Below are 18138 nucleotides of genomic sequence, written 5' to 3'. Positions count from 1 at the left end.
CGGGATCTTCGTCGCAAGATATTTATTCGGGAAACAAGGTATTTCGGAGCTCAGGGCTCCAGGCCGATCGGGAAGAACACCCCGCCGCTCCAGACGCCCAGCCAGTTCTGACCGTCGATCGGACGGCTCACCGCCAGCTCCACCAGTTGGTAGAACACGTTGCGGTGCACCAGTGCTTCCAGGTTGCTGCGCACGTGAACGTAAGGCGCCGGCTCCAGGGTCTGCGGGTCGATCACCACCCGCAGCGGATGCTCGCTGCCGGCGCTGACCTGCTCGTCGATATTGGTGGTAAAGCGCAGGAGTTGCTCCTCACCCTCGCCTTCGACCTCCAGGGTGACAGCGACAAAAGGCGCGTCATCGACCTTGATGCCGACCTTTTCCACCGGGGTGATCAGGAAATAGTCGTCGCCGTCGCGGCGAATGATGGTGGAGAACAGCTTGACCATGGGTTTGCGGCCAATGGGGGTACCCAGGTAGTACCAGGTGCCATCGCGGGCGATACGCATATCGATATCGCCACAGAAGTCGGGATTCCACAGGTGGACCGGCGGCAAACCCTTCTCCGCCTTGGGAATCTGCGCCAACAGATCGTTGGCTTTGCCCGGACCACTCATGCTGCTCTCCTCGTGCTTGGCTTAATCGCTCAAGCCTAACAGGCTGCGGGCGTATTGTTCGAGCGGCGGGCCAAGCAGGTCTTCCGGCTTGTTGTCGTGGAACGTCAGTAAACCGCCACGACTGCGAATCCGCGCGGTGTCGATCAGATACTGGGTACTGGTCTCGATCAGCATGATCTGAATCACGCCGTTGTCGATCCCCAGGCGATCCACGGCTTCCTGGTCGAACCACTCATCGGAGTTGCCGATACGGTCGTCGGCCTTGGCGAAACGGGTGTACAGCAGGTAATGCGCGCCCACTTCACGGGCTTCGGCCATGGCCTGGTCCAGGCCTTCCGGCGCCCGGGCGCGGCGGACCATGGGGAAGTATTCGATAAAACCCTTGAAGGCTTCCTCGGCCACCACGTTGGGGCGCGGGTAGGCGCTGCCCGGCGGAGCAAAGGCGCCCTGGGCGATGAAAATGAATGAGTCCGGCTGAACGCGGAACGAGTTGGAGCGCTGGGTATTACTGTGATCGAGGAAACCCGCATCACTCATGTGATAGCGAACACCCTCGCCCATATCGCTGACATTCATGCAGCCACCGAGCCCCAAAAAAGCCAGCAGCAAAACCAGGCTACGCATCCTTCCCTCCAGAAGCCGGTGACGGAAAACCGGCGAATGGCCACGAGATGCAGCTTCCGCGCCAGCTCGGGCGCCTGTAGCCGCGGCCGTAGCTGCGAATGGCTGCGCAGCAGCCACAAACCCGTTGAAGGCTATTGGCTGGAGAGAAATGGGTCGTCTGGATTGGCGAGGGCTACGCCCTCGATCGCAGCCTGCGGCAGCGGCTACAGAGGACGGGGATCAGAGAGATGGGGTTTAGCCGCCGATGATTTTCATCACCGTCGCACCACCGGAGAATGCCACATCCTGCTTGTCGCCCAGGGCCTTGACCAGCAGGCGCTGCAAGGCCGGCAAGGCTTGATGGCGCGGCTTGTCCAGCAGGTCGCCGACGTAATGCCGGTTGCTCGACGACAGGCAACCGTGCAACCAGCCGGTGGACGACAACCGCAGGCGCGAGCAGGTCCGGCAGAACGGCACGCTTTCGTTGGCGATCACGCCGAAATGGCCCAGCCCCGGAATTTCATAACGCACGGCCGTGGCATCCACCGGCGCATCGGCCTGCAGGTATTCGTAGCGTTCGCCGATCAGGCTCAGCAACTGCTGCAGGCTGACGAATTGCTGCAGGAAGGCGTTGGAGTCGCTGGCCAGGTGGCCCATGCGCATCAGCTCGATAAAGCGCAGCTCATAACCACGCTCCAGGCAGTAGTCGAGCAACGGCATTACCTGATCCAGGTTCTGCCCGCGCAGCGGCACCATGTTGACCTTGATTTTCATGCCCGCCGCGCGAGCCTGGTCCATGCCGTCGAGCACCGTCGCCAGATCGCCGCCACGGGCGATGCTGCGGAAAGCCGAGGCGTCCAGGGTGTCGAGGGAAACGTTGATGCGCCGGATACCGGCATCCACCAGTAGCGGCAGCTTGCGTGCGAGCAACTGGCCGTTGGTGGTCAGGCTGATGTCTTCCAGGCCCATTTGCCCCACCGCGCCCATGAAGGCTTCGAGTTTCGGGCTGACCAGGGGCTCGCCGCCGGTGATGCGCAGGCGTTCGATGCCTGCCGCCTCGATCAGGTAGGCCACGCCGCGCGCCATGGCCTCGGCCGACAACTCGTCCTGGGCAGCCACCAGCCGCTTGCCGTTGGGCACGCAGTAGGTACAGGCGTAGTTGCAGGCAGAAGTCAGGCTGATACGCAGATTGCGAAAACGCCTGCCTTGACGGTCAACGATCATGGATGACTCCGGCGAAGGAAGAGTGAACCGACCAAAACCTGACTCAAAAATCAAGTTTTGGCAAGTCCCATGCCTGAGTATATTCCTGGGACACTGCGCCATATAGAGAAATCATGGCGCCATAAGGCAACTGAATGAATCAACTGCCGGAGCTATCGGGGTCGCGCTTGCGCTTGTTGCCCATGCGCACGCCGATGTCCATCAGGAACTGGAAGAAGCCTTCCTGGTCTTCCAGCACGTTGCTCCAGAACGGCGAGTGGTACAGCGCTACCGCGCCGTGCACCAGCGCCCAGGCCGCGCAGTAGTGGAAGTAAGGCGGCACGTCTTCGAGCTTGCCTTCGCTGATGCGGCCCTTGATCAACAAGGTCAGGCGTTCGAAGTTGGAAGCACGGATCTTGTGCAACTCCTCGACCATTTCCGGCACCTGGTTGCCCTTGACCACCTTCTCTTCCAGGCGATCGAACAGCCGGTAACGCTGTGGGTCGCGCATGCGGAATTCGAAGTAGGCCCGGGACAGGGCTTCCTTATCCTTGTCGACATCGGCAGAGTGCAGCAGCTCGTTCAGGTCGCGCTCATAATCGAGCATCAGGCGCAGATAGATCTCCGCCTTGGACTTGAAGTGCTTGTAGATGGTCCCTTTGCCGATACCAACGGCATCAGCGATCATCTCGACGGTGACGCTGTCTTCACCTTGATCGAGGAACAGCTTGAGCGCGGTATCGAGAATTTCTTGCTCGCGGCGACGAAACTCACGGACCTTACGAGGTTCTTTCTGCATAAGAAAAGGTCTGTCGGGGTCAAAATCGAAGCCGCGTATTATGCCTAAATTGCGCCAAAATGCACGGATCATCCGACCATGACTATGTTTCTTGATGAATTTGTACAGGCCCCGGGCCTGCGTTATTTGAACCATGCAGCTGTCGCCCCCTGGCCGAATCGGGCCGCCGAAGCCGTGGCGCGCTTCGCCAAAGAGAACGTTTTGCTGGGTGCGCGGGATTATCCGGACTGGATGGCCCTTGAGCAACGCCTGCGCGAACGCCTGATGCGCCTGCTAAATGCACCGTCAACGGATGACATCGCGCTGGTCAAAAATACTTCGGAAGCACTGTCATTCGTCGCCTTTGGCCTGTCCTGGGAAAAAGGCGACCAGATCGTCATCAGCGACGAAGAATTCCCCTCCAACCGTATCGTCTGGGAAGCCCTGGCCAGCCAGGGCGTGGAAGTGCTTCAGGTGAGCCTCAAGGGCGACGACCCGGAAGGCGCGCTGCTGGCCGCCTGCGGACCGCGCACCCGGCTGATGGCGATCAGCGCGGTGCAATTCGCCAGCGGCCTGCGCCTGGACCTGCAGCGCCTGGGCGCAGGTTGCAAACAACAGAACGTGCTGTTCTGCATTGACGCCATCCAGCAACTGGGCGCGCAACCCTTCGATGTCCAGGCCTATCAATGCGACTTCGCCATGGCCGACGGCCACAAATGGATGCTCGGGGCTGAAGGCCTCGGCGTGTTCTATTGCCGCAGCGAGCTGCGTGCGCAGCTCAAGCTCCATGAGTTCGGCTGGCACATGCTGGAACACATGGGCGATTACAGCCGCAGCGAATGGGAACCGGCCAAGAGTGCCCGGCGCTTCGAATGCGGCAGCCCGAACATGCTCGGCGCCATGGCCCTGGAAGCCAGCCTGTCGTTATTGGAAGAAGTAGGCATGGAGCACGTGGCGACCTTGATCGCCGAACGGGTCCAGTGGCTTCAGGACGGCTTGAATGCTATCCCCGGCGTACGCCTGCACACCCCGCTCAACCCTGCCCGTCGCGGCGGAATTTTCTCGTTCAGTATCGATGGCATCGATAATCAGGCGGTTTATGAGGCGCTGCAACAGCAACAGGTGGTGTGCATCCCCCGCGGCCCCGGGGTTAGATTTTCACCACATTTCTATACCGAAAAACGCGTGATCGACGAAACTCTCGCCATCGTGGCGGAAATCGCCCGGCAATGAGAACTCAAGCGAAGCGCTCGTATTCCAAATTTGTTTAAAAAACGAGCAAGGCCAACTGGACTGAATTCAATAGTGATCAATACTTGAACTGTCGGCGTGACATCTCCCCCAAGTGAAGCGCCGATGAAGGTACCAAGGGATGGCGTGCCTTTGTTTTACTCCTAATGGTCTTAACCCGGATTCACCCCCCAGAACCCGGGTTTTTTTTGCCTGCGATTCAGCCCTTGACGTGCGCCAGCGGGAACAGACGCTTGAAGTTCTCGGTGGTCTGCTCGGCAAAACGCTCGTAGGGCTCCCCACGCAACATGGCCAGGAACTCGGCGACTTCACGCACGTACTGCGGCAGGTTGGGCTTGCCGCGATAAGGAATCGGCGCCAGATACGGCGAATCGGTTTCCACCAGCAAACGGTCGGCCGGCACCTGGCGTGCCACGTCCCGCAGCGCATCGGCATTGCGGAAGGTGACGATTCCAGACAGGGAAATGTAGAAACCCAGGTCCAGAGCGGCCTTGGCCATGTCCCAGTCTTCGGTGAAGCAGTGCAGGACCCCGGCTTGCGGCAACGCCGCTTCGCGCAGCAGGGTCAGGGTATCGGCGCGCGCGCCACGGGTATGGACGATCACCGGCTTGCCGGTCTGCTGGGCGGCTTGCAGGTGCAGGCGGAAAGACTCCTGCTGCAACTGCGCGGCTTCCGGTTCGTAGTGGTAATCCAGGCCGGTCTCGCCGATGGCCACCACCCGCGGGTGGTTCAGTTCCTGCAGCAGCCAGTCGAGGGCTGGTGCGGCGCCGGGCTGGACATCCAGGGGATGGACACCCACCGAGCAGTCGACATCGTCATAACGCTCGGCCAGGGCTTTGACGTCGGCCGCATTGTCGGCACTGACGCCAATACACAGGAAATGCCCGACACCGCGCTGACGAGCCGCGTCCAGGGCGGCGTCAAGGGAGCCGTCGTGCGCGGCAAGGTCGAGGCGATCGAGGTGACAATGGGAATCTACAAGCATAAGAAGCGACAACCACATTCGGTCAATGAACAGGCCGGCCCGAGCAGCAGCCGGCGATTCGGTTTGTTTCCAGGCGCCGCCGTCAGTTGCGGCCAGGCAGGGCGGCCCACTGCACCAGCAAGGCTTCGAGCAACAGCACCCGATTGAGGTTGGCCTTGTTCAACACCTTCTGGCGTTGCGCAAGGATCCAGTCCTGGATCTCCAGAACCTTGGCCTGGGAGGATTTCTGCGCGAGGTACTGCACCACTTTGCGCATATCGGCCAACCCCAGCCCCTCCTCGTCCTGCGTCAGCTGATAACGCAGGATCAGGCTCGACCAGTCGCAAAACCAGTCGAACAGCAACAGCAAGGGTATCGCATTCCAGCCTTCGGCCAGCTGGGTCGGCGATTGCTGCTGCTTGAGCAACTTCTTCACCCCGTCGACCACCTGCGCCCGCTGCTCGCGCGCGCCCTGGGCTTGCAGGCTGACAGCTGCCAGGGGCGAACCGGCCGCCAGGGTCAACAGCTCGACCCGCTCCTCTTCCGAGCAGTCCGGCAGGGCCTTGCTCAGCCATTGCAGGCTCATGGCCTCACTGGGCAGAGGACAGGCCTGCTGCACGCAGCGACTCTTGATGGTCGGCAACAAGCGGCTCGGCTGGTGGCTGACCAGCAGCAACACCGTATCGCCGGACGGCTCTTCGAGGCTTTTCAGCAGCGCGTTGGAAGCGTTGATGTTCATAGACTCCACCGGCTCGATCAGCACCACCTTGCGCCCGCCCAGCTGCGCGGTCTGCACCACGAAGCTGACCAGCTCGCGCACCTGATCGACCTTGATCGCCTTGTCCGCTTCTTCCGGCTCCAGCACGTAGTTGTCCGGGTGGCTGCCGGCCTGCAGCAGCAGGCACGATTTGCACTGCCCGCAGGCATCCAGCCCCGCCGGATGCTGGCACAGCAGGCGCGCCATCAGGCGCTCGGCCAGCGCACGCTTGCCGATGCCCGCCGGACCATGGAGCAGATAGGCATGGGCATGCTGCGCACGGCCCGCCAGTTGCTGCCAGAGCTCGTCCTGCCAGGGAAAGGCCTCAGCCACGGTGCAACTCCAGCAATTTCGGCAACAGGGCGTCCAGCGCCTGCTGGACCTGGGACAGTGGTTGCGCCGCATCCACCAACAGGTAACGCGCCGGGTCGGCCGCCGCACGCTTCAGGTAGGCCTGGCGTACCGCGTCGAAGAACACCCGGCCTTCCTGCTCGAAACGATCCAGGCGGCCACGGGCGCTAGCGCGGGCCAGCCCCACCTCGACCGGCAGGTCGAACACCAGGGTCAAATCAGGCCGCAGCTCACCCTGAACAAACTGCTCCAGGGTCGCGATGCGCTCGACGGACAAACCACGACCACCGCCCTGGTAGGCGTAGGTGGAATCGGTAAAACGGTCACACAACACCACCGCGCCACGCGCCAATGCCGGGCGAACCACCTCGGCCAGATGCTGGGCACGCGCGGCGAACACCAGCAACAACTCGGTATCAGGATTCATGACCTCGTCGCCGGGGGTCAGCAGCACCTCGCGGATCCGCTCGGCCAAAGGCGTGCCGCCCGGCTCGCGGGTCAGCAAGACCTCGATGCCGGCCGCGCGCAGGCGCTCGGCCAGGTATTCGCGGTTGGTGCTTTTACCCGCGCCTTCCGGGCCTTCCAGAGTAATAAACAAGCCAGTCACAGGCAGTCCTTAATCAAAGTCATTGCGGGCTTTTCGGCTCGGGCTCGACGGGAGTTTCGACCGGTGCTTGCGGCGATGCTTCCGGGCTCACCTGGGGAGCCTCCTGAGAGGGCTCCTCAGAGGGCTCTTGAGGCGCCACCTGCGGAACCGCCTCGGGCGCCGTATCGGGGGACGGCGCCGGAATCGACTCCGGAGTCTCGGAAGCTGCCGGGCTGCCCGTCGGTGCCGGGCTGGAACGATAATCGGCGCGACGCTTGAGCTGGAACTCGCGCACGGCATTGTTGTGCGCATCCAGATCGTCGGAGAACACGTGACTGCCATCGCCACGCGCCACGAAATACAGACTGCTGCCCGGCACCGGGTTGAGCGCGGCATGGATCGCCTCGCGGCCAACCATGGCGATCGGGGTCGGCGGCAAGCCACTGATCACGTAGGTATTGTAAGGGGTCGCTTCCTTCAGCAGAGCGCGGGTCAACTTACCGTTGTAACGCTCGCCCAGACCATAGATCACCGTCGGATCGGTTTGCAGCAACATGCCAACCTGCATGCGGCGCACGAATACCCCGGCAATCTGTCCACGCTCCTGGGGCACGCCGGTTTCCTTCTCCACCAGCGAGGCCATGATCAGCGCCTGATAAGGTTCGGTGTAAGGCACATCGGCCGAGCGCTTGTTCCATTCCTTGGCCAGCACCTCGTCCAGGCGGTTGTAGGCCTTTTCCAACAGCTCGGCATCGGTCATCCCGCGCACGAAACGGTAGGTATCGGGAAAGAACCGGCCCTCGGGGAAAACGCCGCCGTGGCCGAGCTTTTCCATGACTTCGCTGTCACTCAACCCATTCAGGGTCTGCTCGAGCTTGTCATGCCTGGCCAGCGCGGCACGTACCTGGCGGAAGGTCCAGCCCTCCACCAGGGTCAGGCTGTACTGCACCACTTCACCGCGCTGCCAGACCCCGATCAGGCCTTGCGCGGTCATCCCAGGAGTCATGCGGTATTCACCGCTGTGCAGCGGCTGCCCTTCCATGTTGAAGCGCCAGTACAGGCGCAGCCAGAACGCGTCCTTGAGAACGCCATTGGCTTCCATACGGTTGAAGGTACCGCCAGGCGTCGAACCGGCCGGCACGTCGAGCAATTGCTCTTGGGTCAGGTTGAGAGGCTGCTCCAGCGCCGAATTCAACTTCCAGGCCGAGGCGCCCAGCGCCAGACCTGCCAGAACCAGTCCGGTCTCCAGCAGAAGCAATAGTTTACGTCTCACAAATCAGGCATCCAGTAGCGTGCGGGCAATGCGTTGCAGTTTACGGGTGAGCGGTCCGGCCGACCAGCGCAGCGCGCCACAGGCAAGCACCGGCCAAATGCCATAAACGCTGTTGCAGACAAAGACTTCGTCGGCCTGTTGCAACTGTTCGAGACTGATGTCGGCGATTTCCGTGGGGATCCCCAACGACGCGGCCTGAAACAATATTTCAGCGCGCATCACTCCGGCGACCCCGCAACGGCTCAAATCGGCCGTGAACAAGGCACCGTCGCGCACCAGGAACAGATTGCTGAACACCCCCTCGATCACCCGTCCGGAAACATCGAGCATCAAGCCTTCGGCATGCTCGCTGTCCTGCCACTCGGAACGGGCGAGAACCTGCTCCAGTCGGTTGAGGTGCTTGAGGCCGGCGAGCAGGGGCTGCTCGGACAAACGGGTGGTGCAAGGGAACAGTCGAATCCCCAGCTCGGCATGCTCTGCCGGGTAAGCCGCTGGCGCATTGCCTTGGAGGATTCGCCGCGGCTGCGCTCGCGGGTCGGCGGCATAACCGCGCAGGCTATCGCCACGGGTGAGGATCAGCTTGAGCACGCCCTCCCCCAGCAGCGAGGCGTAGGCCGTGAGTTCGCTGCGGATCAAGGCTTGATCGGCAGCGATGGCCAGGCGCGAACAGCCCTCGGCCAGGCGCAGCAGGTGTCGCTCCAGCAACAAGGGCTGGCCCGCCTTCACCGCGATGGTCTCGAACAGACCATCGCCATAAGCCAGGCCGCGGTCCTTGAGCGACAGAACGTCAGCCGGCTGACCGTCGACCCAGCTGTCCATCAGCCGGCGAACCGGCGGAACACCAGGGAGCCGTTGGTACCACCAAACCCGAAGGAGTTGGACAACACCACGTCGATGTCCATGTTGCGTGCGGTGTGCGGCACGAAATCCAGGTCGCAACCTTCGTCCGGCTCATCGAGGTTGATGGTCGGCGGCGCTGCCTGGCTGTTGATCGCCAGCACGCTGAAGATAGCCTCGATCGCGCCCGCCGCACCCAGCAGGTGGCCGGTCATGGACTTGGTGGAGCTGATGGCCAGTTTGTAGGCGTGATCGCCGAACACGCTCTTGATCGCCTCGGCTTCCGCCAGGTCACCGGCAGGGGTCGAGGTACCGTGGGCGTTGATGTACTGCACCTGCTCGACGTTCAGCTTGGCGTCACGCAGCGCATTGGCGATACAGCGCGCCGCACCGGCGCCATCGGCGGGTGGCGAAGTCATGTGGTAGGCGTCGCCGCTCATGCCAAAACCGATCAGTTCGGCATAGATGGTCGCGCCACGGGCCTTGGCGTGCTCCAGTTCTTCGAGCACCAGCGCGCCGGCACCGTCGGACAGCACGAAGCCATCACGGCCTTTGTCCCAAGGACGGCTGGCACGGGTCGGCTCGTCGTTACGGGTCGACAGCGCGCGGGATGCGCCAAAGCCGCCCATGCCCAGGCCGCAGGCGGCCATTTCAGCGCCACCGGCGATCATCACGTCGGCTTCGCCAAAGGCAATGTTGCGGGCCGCCATGCCAATGCAGTGGGTTCCCGTGGTACAGGCCGTGGAAATGGCGTAGTTCGGCCCCTGGGCACCCAGATGGATGGACAGGAATCCGGAAATCATATTGATGATCGAGCCAGGCACGAAGAACGGAGAAATTCGACGCGGGCCGGATTCATGCAGCGTGCGGCTGGTTTCTTCGATATTGGTCAAACCGCCAATACCCGAACCCATGGCAACGCCGATTCGCTCACGGTTGGCATCGGTCACTTCCAGGCCGGCATTACGCACTGCCTGAAAACCGGCCGCCAAGCCGTATTGAATGAACAGGTCGAGTTTGCGGGCCTCTTTGACCGACAGGTATTCCTCGACATTGAAGCCCTTTACCGAGCCGCCAAAACGGGTGGAATAGGCAGAAAGGTCGGTGTGTTCGATCAGACCAATGCCACTGCGGCCAGCCAGAATGCCCTGCCAGCTGCTCGGAACATCCGTACCCAGTGGCGACAACATACCCATACCGGTGACTACGACGCGTCTACGCGACACAGCACTCTCCTTTTTTCTAATGACGACACTTTGCATCAGGCCTAAAGAAAAAACCGCACGCCGTGACGGCAGTGCGGTTTTTCCATGACAGCAAAAGACGACTAAATACGATTAAGCCTGGTGGCTGGTAACGTAGTCGATAGCTGCTTGAACGGTAGTGATCTTTTCAGCTTCTTCGTCAGGGATTTCGGTCTCGAATTCCTCTTCCAGAGCCATCACCAGCTCAACGGTGTCAAGGGAGTCGGCACCCAGGTCTTCAACGAAGGAAGCGGTGTTAACAACCTCTTCTTCCTTAACGCCCAGTTGCTCAGCAACGATTTTCTTGACGCGCTCTTCGATGGTGCTCATACCTTGTTTTCACTCCTAATGGACAAATTCAGGCAGCTGGCCAGTGGGTAAGTGTATAGAAAGGCTTTTCAGCTTTTCAACTGAAAGCTTCACTCCTCAAACCCTTTGGCCACCTGCCCTATAAATTGATTGCAGCTTTATAACGGATTTTAGACAGCTCGTATGACATTTTTTTGAAGCAATCCGTCACATTTAACTCACATGTACATCCCGCCGTTCACCGGGATTGTAGCCCCGGTCACGTATGCCGCACCGTCGGATGCAAGAAAAGCGACCACTTGCGCGATCTCTTGAGCCTGCCCCAGACGACCCAGCGGAATTTGGGTTTGCAGCGCTTCACGCTGCGCTTCAGGCAAATCGCGGGTCATGTCGGTATCGATGAAACCCGGGGTCACCGAGTTCACGGTAATCGACCGCGAGCCAACCTCACGCGCCAGAGCACGGCTGAAACCTTCCAGACCGGCCTTGGCGGTGGCGTAGTTTACTTGGCCAGCGTTGCCCATGGCACCCACCACCGAACCAATACTGATGATTCGACCCCAGCGAGCCTTGGTCATGCCGCGCAGAACGCCCTTGGACAGGCGATACAGACTGTTCAGGTTGGTATCGATCACGTCGTACCACTCGTCGTCTTTCATGCGCATCATCAGGTTGTCACGGGTAATACCGGCGTTGTTCACCAGGATCGCCGGCGCGCCGAACTGCTCCTGGATGCTGGCCAGTACGGCAGCAACGGACTCGTCGCTGGTGACGTTGAGCTCAAGGCCGGTGCCTTGAATGCCGTTTTCCTTCAAGGTGGCAGCAATGCCCTCGGCACCCGAAGCGGAAGTTGCGGTACCCACAACGATCGCGCCCAGGCGACCCAGTTCAAGGGCGATGGCCTGGCCAATACCGCGGCTGGCGCCGGTAACCAATGCAACTTTACCTTGCAGACTCATGCAGGCTTCTCCTAATTCAGACCAACGCTGCGCGAGCGGCAGCGAAGGCATCTGGGGTGTTCAGGTTAGAGGTCGATACGCCTTCGGCGCAGCGCTTGTTGAGACCCGCCAGGACCTTGCCCGGACCGCACTCGACCAATTGGGTAGCGCCCTTGGCTGCCAGAGTCTGCACCGACTCCACCCAACGCACCGGCTTGTACAGCTGTTCCAGCAGGTCACGCTTGAGGGTTTCGAGATCCGGCGCCACATCGGCGCTGACGTTCTGTACCAATGGAATCTGTGGTGCCTGCCAGTTGATGGCGGCAATCGACTCGGCGAAGCGCTCGGCGGCCGGACGCATCAGCTCGCAATGCGATGGCACGCTGACCGGCAATGGCATGGCGCGCTTGGCGCCACGCGCCTTGCAACCCTCGATGGCGCGCTCGACAGCGGCCTTGGCACCGGCGATCACCACCTGGCCCGGGGAGTTGAAGTTGACCGCGCTGACCACTTCACCTTGCGCGGCTTCGGCACAAGCGGCCAGCACATCGGCATCTTCCAGGCCGAGAATCGCCGCCATGCCACCCTGCCCCGCAGGAACGGCTTCCTGCATCAATTGACCGCGACGCTCTACCAGCTTCACGGCCTCGCCCAGAGTCAGACTGCCAGCGGCAACCAGTGCGCTGTATTCACCCAGGCTGTGGCCGGCGACGAATGCCGGGCGCGCACCGCCTTCCGCCAGCCACAGACGCCACAGGGCGATGGAGGCGGTCAGGATGGCCGGTTGGGTTTTATCGGTTTGATTGAGCAGCTCTTCGGGACCCTCTTGGGTCAAGGCCCAGAGATCGTAGCCCAGAGCATCGGAAGCTTCTTTGAAGGTTTCGAGGATCAACGGGTACTGCGCGCCCAACTCGGCCAACATGCCGAGGGACTGCGAGCCCTGTCCTGGAAAGACGAATGCGAGGGATGCAGACATGTAACAAGCCCCTAATGATCTTGTCGTCGGAGAATTGACGCCGCACCGTGGTGGACGCAAGAAACTGAGAGTTGGATGGCCAATTGAACTGAGCGGTCACATTTAAGCATTTCCGAGTGCAAACGCCTAAAGCAACAGATCTTCGAGCCGGCCGTGCAGGCGCTCCGGGAGGTTTTCCTGGATCTCGATCAATGCCCGTTGAATCGCACTCTGGAAGCCTTGAACCCCTGCCGAACCGTGGCTTTTCACGACTATTCCCTGCAAGCCGAGAAAGCTCGCACCATTATGCCGCGCCGGCGCCAGATCGGCCTGCAGGCGCCGCATCAGCGGCAACGCCAGGGCGCCGACCACACGGGAAACCGCGTTTTGCTTGAACAGCGATTCGATACGCGCAGCAATCATGGTCGCCAACCCCTCGCTGGACTTGAGCAGGATATTGCCGACAAAACCGTCGCATACCACCACATCCGCCTCGCCGCGATACAAGCCGTCACCCTCGACAAAACCGATGTAATTCAGCCCCCTGGCATTCTGCAACAGGCTCGCCGCCAGCTTGACCTGCTGATTGCCCTTGATGTCTTCGGTACCGATGTTGAGCAATGCCACTCGCGGACGAACGACCCCCAATGTCTCGGCCGCCACCGATCCCATGACAGCGAACTGGAACAGGTGCTCGGCACTGCAATCGACATTGGCACCCAGATCCAGCAGCTGACAATAACCGCGCTGGGTCGGAATGGCCGCCACCATCGCCGGACGATCGATGCCCGGAAGGGTTTTCAGCACATAGCGCGACAACGCCATCAGCGCTCCGGTATTGCCGGCACTGACACAGGCCTGGACCTTGCCATCGCGCAGCAGCTCGAGCGCCACCCGCATGGAGGAATCCGGCTTGCCACGCAGAGCCTGGGAAGGCTTTTCATCCATGCCAATGACTTCTGCGGCGGGCACAACCGTCAGGCGCGCGCGATCCACAGCCGAATGACCGGAAATCAGTTCTTCTAGAAGGAAAGGTTGGCCGACGAGGGCCAGGTGCAACGAGGGGGTGGCAGACAGGCAAGCAAGGCTGGCCTGAACAATGCTGCGGGGACCGAAGTCCCCGCCCATTGCGTCAATCGCGATGACTTGAGCGGACAAGGATTACTCGTCAGCGCCCTTGTCGATCACTTTACGACCACGGTATACGCCTTCTGGCGATACGTGGTGACGCAGGTGAACTTCACCAGTGGTCTTTTCTACGGACAGGGTGCTAGCCTCGAGAGCGTCGTGCGAACGACGCATGTCACGGGCAGAGCGGGATTTTTTGTTCTGCTGAACAGCCATAATTGATTAACTCCTAAACGTTTGGGTCACGCTTTAACTGCGCCAATACACTGAACGGGTTGGACCGCGTTACCTCGTCCTCGCTCGGTTCGGGCTCATCGAGACCCGCCGGCTGCTGGCATTCTTCCGGATGATGAGCAGGCACGATGGGCAAGGCGAGCAAAAGCTCCTCCTCGATCAAAGCCTGCAGATCCAAAGGATCTTCGCCCAGTTCCAGCACGTCATAACCTTTCGGCAACGACTGGGTATTCGCACCCTCCTTCACCACAGCATAACTGCACTCGCTATGGATCGGCAGGGTGACCAGCTCAAGACAACGCTGGCAAACCATTTTGACTTCGACGTCGATGGAGCTGTGGATAACTACAGCTTTACGTTCGTCACGCTCGAAAACGAATTTAGCCTGCACCGTACCGACATTGTCGGAAAGCGGGTCGCAGAGTCTCTCCAAATCAGCCAGCAGCAGTTCACCTTGGAGGGTGGTGCCACGGTCAGCCAATTTGCGCGGGTCAACGTGAGGTGGAATCGGGTCATTCAACATAGGCGCAGCATTATAGGGATGCCCCCGGCCATGTCAAAGGAAATTCAGCCCTGTCCGTCACTTGCAAGCCCCGCTAGAATTCGCGGCCAGCCTCAGGAGATGCGCATGCTGCCTTTATTACTTGCCTCAAGCTCGGCCTACCGCCGCGAATTGCTCACCCGCCTGCGCCTGCCATTCACCTGCTGCTCACCGGATATCGATGAAAGCCACCGTCCCGGGGAATCCGCCACCGAGCTGGTCAAGCGTCTCGCCGAAGAGAAAGCCCGAGCGCTGGCCGCCACCCACCCAGGACACCTGATCATTGGCTCGGACCAGGTCGCGGTGCTCGGCGAGCGCATTATCGGCAAGCCCCACACTTTCGAAAAGGCGCGCGAACAGTTGCTCGCTGCCAGCGGCGCCAGCGTGACCTTTCTTACCGGCCTGGCCCTGCTCAACAGCAAGAGCGGCCACTGCCAGGTCGACTGCGTACCCTTCACCGTGCACATGCGCGACTTGAACCCCGCCCGCATCGAGCGCTACCTGCACGCCGAACAGCCTTACGACTGCGCCGGCAGCTTCAAGGCCGAAGGCCTGGGCATCAGCTTGTTCCTCAGCACCGAGGGCAGCGACGCCAGCAGCCTGATCGGCCTGCCACTGATCCGCCTGGTAGACATGCTGCTCGCCGAAGGCGTGGAAATCCCCTGACCGACCACCCATAAAAAAGCCGACCACAAGGCCGGCTTTTTTTGAAAGCAGCGCATTCAGCGCAGCGTTGGCCCCTGAAACCCCATCCACATGGCCAGATGCTCGGCAACACTGGCACCCAGCTTTCTCGAGAAGCGATCGAAAGGCGACTCCTGAACGGTGAAGTCCACCAACTCCTTCTCGCCGACCACATCCCGGGCAACCGAGCTGGCACTGCCCAGACCATCGATCAAGCCCAACTGCAGCGCCTGCTCGCCGGACCAGACCAGACCGGAGAACAGCTCCGGATGCTCCTTGTCCTTGAGACGCTCGCCACGCCCCTGCTTGACGCTGGCGATGAACTGGCGATGAGTGGTATCCAGCACGCCCTGCCAGAACTGGGTTTCCTCGGGCTTCTGTGGCTGGAACGGGTCCAGGAACGACTTGTGCTCACCCGAGGTGTAGGTACGACGCTCCACCCCCAGCTTCTCCATGGTGCCGACGAAACCATAACCGGCGGCCGTGACACCGATGGAACCGACCAGGCTCGCCTTGTCGGCATAGATCTGATCGGCAGCACTGGCAATGTAGTAGGCGCCGGAAGCCCCCAGATCGGAAATCACCGCATAGACCTTGATATCCGGATGCAGGCCACGCAGGCGACGGATTTCGTCATAGACATAACCCGACTGCACCGGACTGCCGCCAGGGCTGTTGATACGCAGCACAATGCCCTTGACCTTCGAATCCTCGAAAGCGGCACGCAAGCCCGTCACGATGTTGTCGGCGCTCGCCGACTCCTTGTCCGCGATCACACCCGTCACCTCGATCAATGCCGTGTAACCGGCCCCGCGGGTGGCGGTTTTTTCCATATCCATCAACGGCGTAAACAGCGCCAGGGCCACAAGCAGATAAACAAAGGTCAGGAGCTTGAAGAAAATCCCCCAGCGCCGCGAGCGCCGCTGCTCCTGCACACCGGCCAGCAGGGTCTTTTCCAGCAGCTTCCAGCTCTTGTCGTCAGCACCGTCGGCAGCCGATTTGCTCGGCGCTTTCCATTCGTCGCTCATGCTTCTTTACCCCAAAAGGCTCAATTGCCCCGCCGGCCGAGCCAGGCATGCAATTGAGGAAAACTATCGATAGACAGGCGCGGCTCATAAGCCTGCAAGGCTGCCAGCGATTGCGCGCCATAACTGACCGCAACCGATGCCATGCCCGCGTTACGCGCCATCAGCAGGTCGAAGGAGGAATCCCCGACCATCAACGCTTGCTCGGGGCGCACCTCGCAATGCGCCAGGATCTGCTCGAGCATCAGCGGATGAGGCTTGCTCGCGGTTTCGTCGGCAGCGCGAGTGATGTCGAAATAATCTTCCCAGCCATGGGCCTTCAACACCCGGTCCAGGCCACGACGCGCTTTACCGGTCGCTACCGCCAGATGATATCCCTCGCGCCGGAAAGCTTCGAGAGACTGCACTACCCCGGCAAACAACGGAGAAGGCTCGGCCTCCAGAGCAATGTAGTGATCGGCATAGTGCTGGCGGAAATCCACCAGCTCGGCATCGCTGATGTGTGGATACAGCGTGCGGATCGCCTCCGGCAACCCCAGGCCGATGATGCCCTTGACCGCAAAATCGTCGCACCGGGCAAATCCCGAGCGATCGGAGGCCACATGCATCGCCTCGACTATCCGACCAATGGAGTCGGCGAGGGTGCCGTCCCAGTCAAAGATCAGCAGCTTGTAATCAGGGTGCACTCAGGCGCTCCACGGTCTTGGCCCACATTTCATCCACCGGTGCCTGCAATTTCAGCTCGCCGCCATCGGGCAGCGGCACGGTCAGCATGTAGGCATGCAGAAACAGGCGCTTACCGCCCAGGTCACGAATTTCCTTGGTGAAATCGTCGTCGCCGTACTTGCTGTCGCCAGCAATGCAATGCCCGGCATGCAGGGTATGCACACGGATCTGGTGAGTACGGCCGGTTACCGGTTTGGCTTCGACCATGGTGGCGAAGTCACCGAAGCGGCGCAGCACCTTGAACACGGTCAAGGCCTCCTTGCCCTCCTCGTTCACTTCGACCATACGCTCGCCGGAACGCAGGTTGCTCTTGAGCAATGGCGCACGGACCTGCTTGATCGAGGTCGCCCAGTTCCCACGCACCAGCGCCATGTAGCGCTTGTCGACACCATCGCCGCGCAAGGCTTCATGCAGATGGCGCAGCATGCTGCGCTTCTTGGCGATCATCAGCAGACCGGAAGTATCGCGGTCGAGGCGGTGAACCAGTTCCAGTTCCTTGGCGTCCGGGCGCAACTGACGAAAGGCTTCGATCACCCCGAAATTCAGACCGCTGCCGCCATGCACGGCGATGCCGGCGGGCTTGTTGATCACGATCAGGGCCTTGTCTTCATAGACAATCGAAGCCTCCAGGCGCTGCAACAGCCCCTGCGCCACCGGCACAGGTTCGTCGCGCTCAGGCACGCGCACCGGCGGCACGCGCACGATATCGCCGGCCTGCAGCTTGTATTCGGGCTTGATCCGACCCTTGTTCACTCGCACTTCGCCTTTGCGCAAAATGCGGTAAATCAAGGTCTTGGGCACGCCTTTGAGCCGAGCGAGGAGGAAATTGTCGATTCGTTGGCCGGCATATTCCGGCGAGACCTCAAGCAGTTGAACGCCTGGGGTCGAGGGGGCAGTAGTCGTCATGGCGCAAATGATAACAATTTTTTATGGAATTGAAGCACTTAATGATTACTGCTATAGTCGCGAACGCCGCCAAAAGCGGCCTGGACAGCGGACCAACGGCCAACAGCCGGCCCTGACCAACGCAATTCACCAGGATGCGAGGCCGTCCTACGGGGCTTTCGCTACGAACGGTGGAGTTTTGCAGTTGTAACAAGCGCAGGTGACATGAGGCCTGAAGCACGCCGAAAAGCA

At 60.9% G+C, this 18138-nt stretch carries 21 protein-coding genes; 2 read left to right on the top strand and 19 right to left on the bottom strand.

Features of this window, described 5'->3' with window-relative positions; translation table 11 throughout:
- Positions 1–50: 50 nt before the first annotated feature.
- The 4 genes from DK261_RS16950 to DK261_RS16935 all read right to left on the bottom strand — a co-directional run bounded on the left by DK261_RS16950 (position 51) and on the right by DK261_RS16935 (position 3219).
- A complete protein-coding gene (locus DK261_RS16950; protein WP_110176041.1) occupies positions 51–614 on the bottom strand; it encodes a DUF1285 domain-containing protein in 564 nt (187 codons plus the stop codon).
- A gap of 21 nt (positions 615–635) precedes the next feature.
- Positions 636–1238: a DUF4823 domain-containing protein gene (locus DK261_RS16945; RefSeq protein ID WP_009042857.1), complete on the bottom strand. Its 603-nt coding sequence runs from the start codon at positions 1236–1238 to the stop codon at positions 636–638.
- Between the two features lie 234 nt (positions 1239–1472).
- Positions 1473–2441, bottom strand: a complete 969-nt coding sequence (locus tag DK261_RS16940; protein WP_009047842.1) for a GTP 3',8-cyclase MoaA — start codon at positions 2439–2441, stop codon at positions 1473–1475.
- Positions 2442–2580: 139 nt separating this feature from the next.
- A complete protein-coding gene (locus DK261_RS16935) occupies positions 2581–3219 on the bottom strand; it encodes a TetR/AcrR family transcriptional regulator (RefSeq protein WP_007928069.1) in 639 nt (212 codons plus the stop codon).
- Positions 3220–3297: 78 nt separating this feature from the next.
- Here DK261_RS16935 and DK261_RS16930 point away from each other — a divergent pair, with 78 nt between their 5' ends.
- The gene (locus tag DK261_RS16930) at positions 3298–4431 is read left to right on the top strand and encodes an aminotransferase class V-fold PLP-dependent enzyme (protein ID WP_053268538.1); all 1134 of its coding nucleotides are present in this window, start codon (positions 3298–3300) and stop codon (positions 4429–4431) included.
- A gap of 217 nt (positions 4432–4648) precedes the next feature.
- Here the strand turns inward: DK261_RS16930 and DK261_RS16925 are convergent, their stop codons facing one another.
- The 12 genes from DK261_RS16925 to DK261_RS16870 all read right to left on the bottom strand — a co-directional run bounded on the left by DK261_RS16925 (position 4649) and on the right by DK261_RS16870 (position 14548).
- The gene (locus DK261_RS16925; protein WP_007928065.1) at positions 4649–5434 is read right to left on the bottom strand and encodes a TatD family hydrolase; all 786 of its coding nucleotides are present in this window, start codon (positions 5432–5434) and stop codon (positions 4649–4651) included.
- An 82-nt stretch (positions 5435–5516) separates the two neighbouring features.
- Positions 5517–6503: a DNA polymerase III subunit delta' gene (locus DK261_RS16920; RefSeq protein ID WP_016702167.1), complete on the bottom strand. Its 987-nt coding sequence runs from the start codon at positions 6501–6503 to the stop codon at positions 5517–5519.
- Positions 6496–7128 carry a dTMP kinase gene (gene tmk, locus DK261_RS16915; RefSeq protein ID WP_110176040.1) on the bottom strand — a complete coding sequence of 211 codons (633 nt, stop codon included), beginning with the start codon at positions 7126–7128 and terminating at the stop codon, positions 6496–6498. The genes DK261_RS16920 and tmk overlap by 8 nt, the downstream gene beginning before the upstream one ends.
- A gap of 19 nt (positions 7129–7147) precedes the next feature.
- Complete coding sequence (gene mltG / locus DK261_RS16910) at positions 7148–8380, bottom strand: endolytic transglycosylase MltG (RefSeq protein ID WP_110176039.1); 1233 nt, start codon at positions 8378–8380, stop codon at positions 7148–7150.
- Between the two features lie 3 nt (positions 8381–8383).
- Complete coding sequence (gene pabC, locus DK261_RS16905) at positions 8384–9199, bottom strand: aminodeoxychorismate lyase (RefSeq protein ID WP_038631123.1); 816 nt, start codon at positions 9197–9199, stop codon at positions 8384–8386.
- Positions 9199–10443 carry a beta-ketoacyl-ACP synthase II gene (fabF, locus tag DK261_RS16900; RefSeq protein ID WP_009047836.1) on the bottom strand — a complete coding sequence of 415 codons (1245 nt, stop codon included), beginning with the start codon at positions 10441–10443 and terminating at the stop codon, positions 9199–9201. Before fabF ends, pabC begins: the two co-directional genes overlap by 1 nt.
- Before the next feature lie 111 nt (positions 10444–10554).
- Entirely contained in the window at positions 10555–10791 is a 237-nt protein-coding gene (gene acpP / locus DK261_RS16895) for an acyl carrier protein (protein WP_003175607.1), read from the bottom strand.
- A 197-nt stretch (positions 10792–10988) separates the two neighbouring features.
- The gene (gene fabG, locus DK261_RS16890) at positions 10989–11729 is read right to left on the bottom strand and encodes a 3-oxoacyl-ACP reductase FabG (RefSeq protein WP_009047835.1); all 741 of its coding nucleotides are present in this window, start codon (positions 11727–11729) and stop codon (positions 10989–10991) included.
- A gap of 16 nt (positions 11730–11745) precedes the next feature.
- Positions 11746–12684 (bottom strand): ACP S-malonyltransferase, encoded by a 939-nt coding sequence (gene fabD, locus DK261_RS16885; protein ID WP_009047834.1) that lies wholly within the window; start codon positions 12682–12684, stop codon positions 11746–11748.
- A 126-nt stretch (positions 12685–12810) separates the two neighbouring features.
- Entirely contained in the window at positions 12811–13821 is a 1011-nt protein-coding gene (plsX, locus tag DK261_RS16880) for a phosphate acyltransferase PlsX (protein ID WP_080577934.1), read from the bottom strand.
- A gap of 3 nt (positions 13822–13824) precedes the next feature.
- On the bottom strand, positions 13825–14007 hold the full coding sequence (gene rpmF, locus DK261_RS16875; protein WP_003179396.1) for a 50S ribosomal protein L32: 183 nt from the start codon (positions 14005–14007) through the stop codon (positions 13825–13827).
- 13 nt (positions 14008–14020) lie between these two features.
- A complete protein-coding gene (locus DK261_RS16870) occupies positions 14021–14548 on the bottom strand; it encodes a YceD family protein (RefSeq protein ID WP_009047832.1) in 528 nt (175 codons plus the stop codon).
- A 105-nt stretch (positions 14549–14653) separates the two neighbouring features.
- Here DK261_RS16870 and DK261_RS16865 point away from each other — a divergent pair, with 105 nt between their 5' ends.
- Positions 14654–15232, top strand: coding sequence for a nucleoside triphosphate pyrophosphatase (locus DK261_RS16865; protein ID WP_110176038.1), 579 nt, complete (start codon positions 14654–14656; stop codon positions 15230–15232).
- A 56-nt stretch (positions 15233–15288) separates the two neighbouring features.
- Here the strand turns inward: DK261_RS16865 and sppA are convergent, their stop codons facing one another.
- The 3 genes from sppA to rluC are packed head-to-tail and all read right to left on the bottom strand — an operon-like array spanning position 15289 to position 17907.
- A complete protein-coding gene (sppA, locus tag DK261_RS16860; RefSeq protein WP_038631119.1) occupies positions 15289–16278 on the bottom strand; it encodes a signal peptide peptidase SppA in 990 nt (329 codons plus the stop codon).
- A gap of 20 nt (positions 16279–16298) precedes the next feature.
- On the bottom strand, positions 16299–16961 hold the full coding sequence (locus DK261_RS16855) for an HAD-IA family hydrolase (RefSeq protein WP_038631117.1): 663 nt from the start codon (positions 16959–16961) through the stop codon (positions 16299–16301).
- Positions 16951–17907 (bottom strand): 23S rRNA pseudouridine(955/2504/2580) synthase RluC, encoded by a 957-nt coding sequence (rluC, locus tag DK261_RS16850; RefSeq protein WP_007928042.1) that lies wholly within the window; start codon positions 17905–17907, stop codon positions 16951–16953. Before rluC ends, DK261_RS16855 begins: the two co-directional genes overlap by 11 nt.
- Positions 17908–18138: the final 231 nt, after the last annotated feature.

Source organism: Pseudomonas sp. RW409 (genome assembly GCF_003184125.1).
In the GTDB taxonomy this organism is placed as follows: Bacteria; Pseudomonadota; Gammaproteobacteria; order Pseudomonadales; family Pseudomonadaceae; genus Aquipseudomonas; species Aquipseudomonas chlororaphis_I.
This window is presented reverse-complemented; position numbering and strand designations above follow the sequence as displayed.

Bases quoted from the DNA above. Each gene is read 5' to 3' on its own strand.
- DK261_RS16950 (WP_110176041.1), bottom strand. From the start codon at position 614: ATGAGTGGTCCGGGCAAAGCCAACGATCTGTTGGCGCAGATTCCCAAG.
- DK261_RS16945 (WP_009042857.1), bottom strand. From the start codon at position 1,238: ATGCGTAGCCTGGTTTTGCTGCTGGCTTTTTTGGGGCTCGGTGGCTGC.
- DK261_RS16940 (WP_009047842.1), bottom strand. From the start codon at position 2,441: ATGATCGTTGACCGTCAAGGCAGGCGTTTTCGCAATCTGCGTATCAGC.
- DK261_RS16935 (WP_007928069.1), bottom strand. From the start codon at position 3,219: ATGCAGAAAGAACCTCGTAAGGTCCGTGAGTTTCGTCGCCGCGAGCAA.
- DK261_RS16930 (WP_053268538.1), top strand. From the start codon at position 3,298: ATGACTATGTTTCTTGATGAATTTGTACAGGCCCCGGGCCTGCGTTAT.
- DK261_RS16925 (WP_007928065.1), bottom strand. From the start codon at position 5,434: ATGCTTGTAGATTCCCATTGTCACCTCGATCGCCTCGACCTTGCCGCG.
- pabC (WP_038631123.1), bottom strand. From the start codon at position 9,199: ATGGACAGCTGGGTCGACGGTCAGCCGGCTGACGTTCTGTCGCTCAAG.
- acpP (WP_003175607.1), bottom strand. From the start codon at position 10,791: ATGAGCACCATCGAAGAGCGCGTCAAGAAAATCGTTGCTGAGCAACTG.
- fabG (WP_009047835.1), bottom strand. From the start codon at position 11,729: ATGAGTCTGCAAGGTAAAGTTGCATTGGTTACCGGCGCCAGCCGCGGT.
- fabD (WP_009047834.1), bottom strand. From the start codon at position 12,684: ATGTCTGCATCCCTCGCATTCGTCTTTCCAGGACAGGGCTCGCAGTCC.
- rpmF (WP_003179396.1), bottom strand. From the start codon at position 14,007: ATGGCTGTTCAGCAGAACAAAAAATCCCGCTCTGCCCGTGACATGCGT.
- DK261_RS16870 (WP_009047832.1), bottom strand. From the start codon at position 14,548: ATGTTGAATGACCCGATTCCACCTCACGTTGACCCGCGCAAATTGGCT.
- DK261_RS16865 (WP_110176038.1), top strand. From the start codon at position 14,654: ATGCTGCCTTTATTACTTGCCTCAAGCTCGGCCTACCGCCGCGAATTG.
- sppA (WP_038631119.1), bottom strand. From the start codon at position 16,278: ATGAGCGACGAATGGAAAGCGCCGAGCAAATCGGCTGCCGACGGTGCT.
- rluC (WP_007928042.1), bottom strand. From the start codon at position 17,907: ATGACGACTACTGCCCCCTCGACCCCAGGCGTTCAACTGCTTGAGGTC.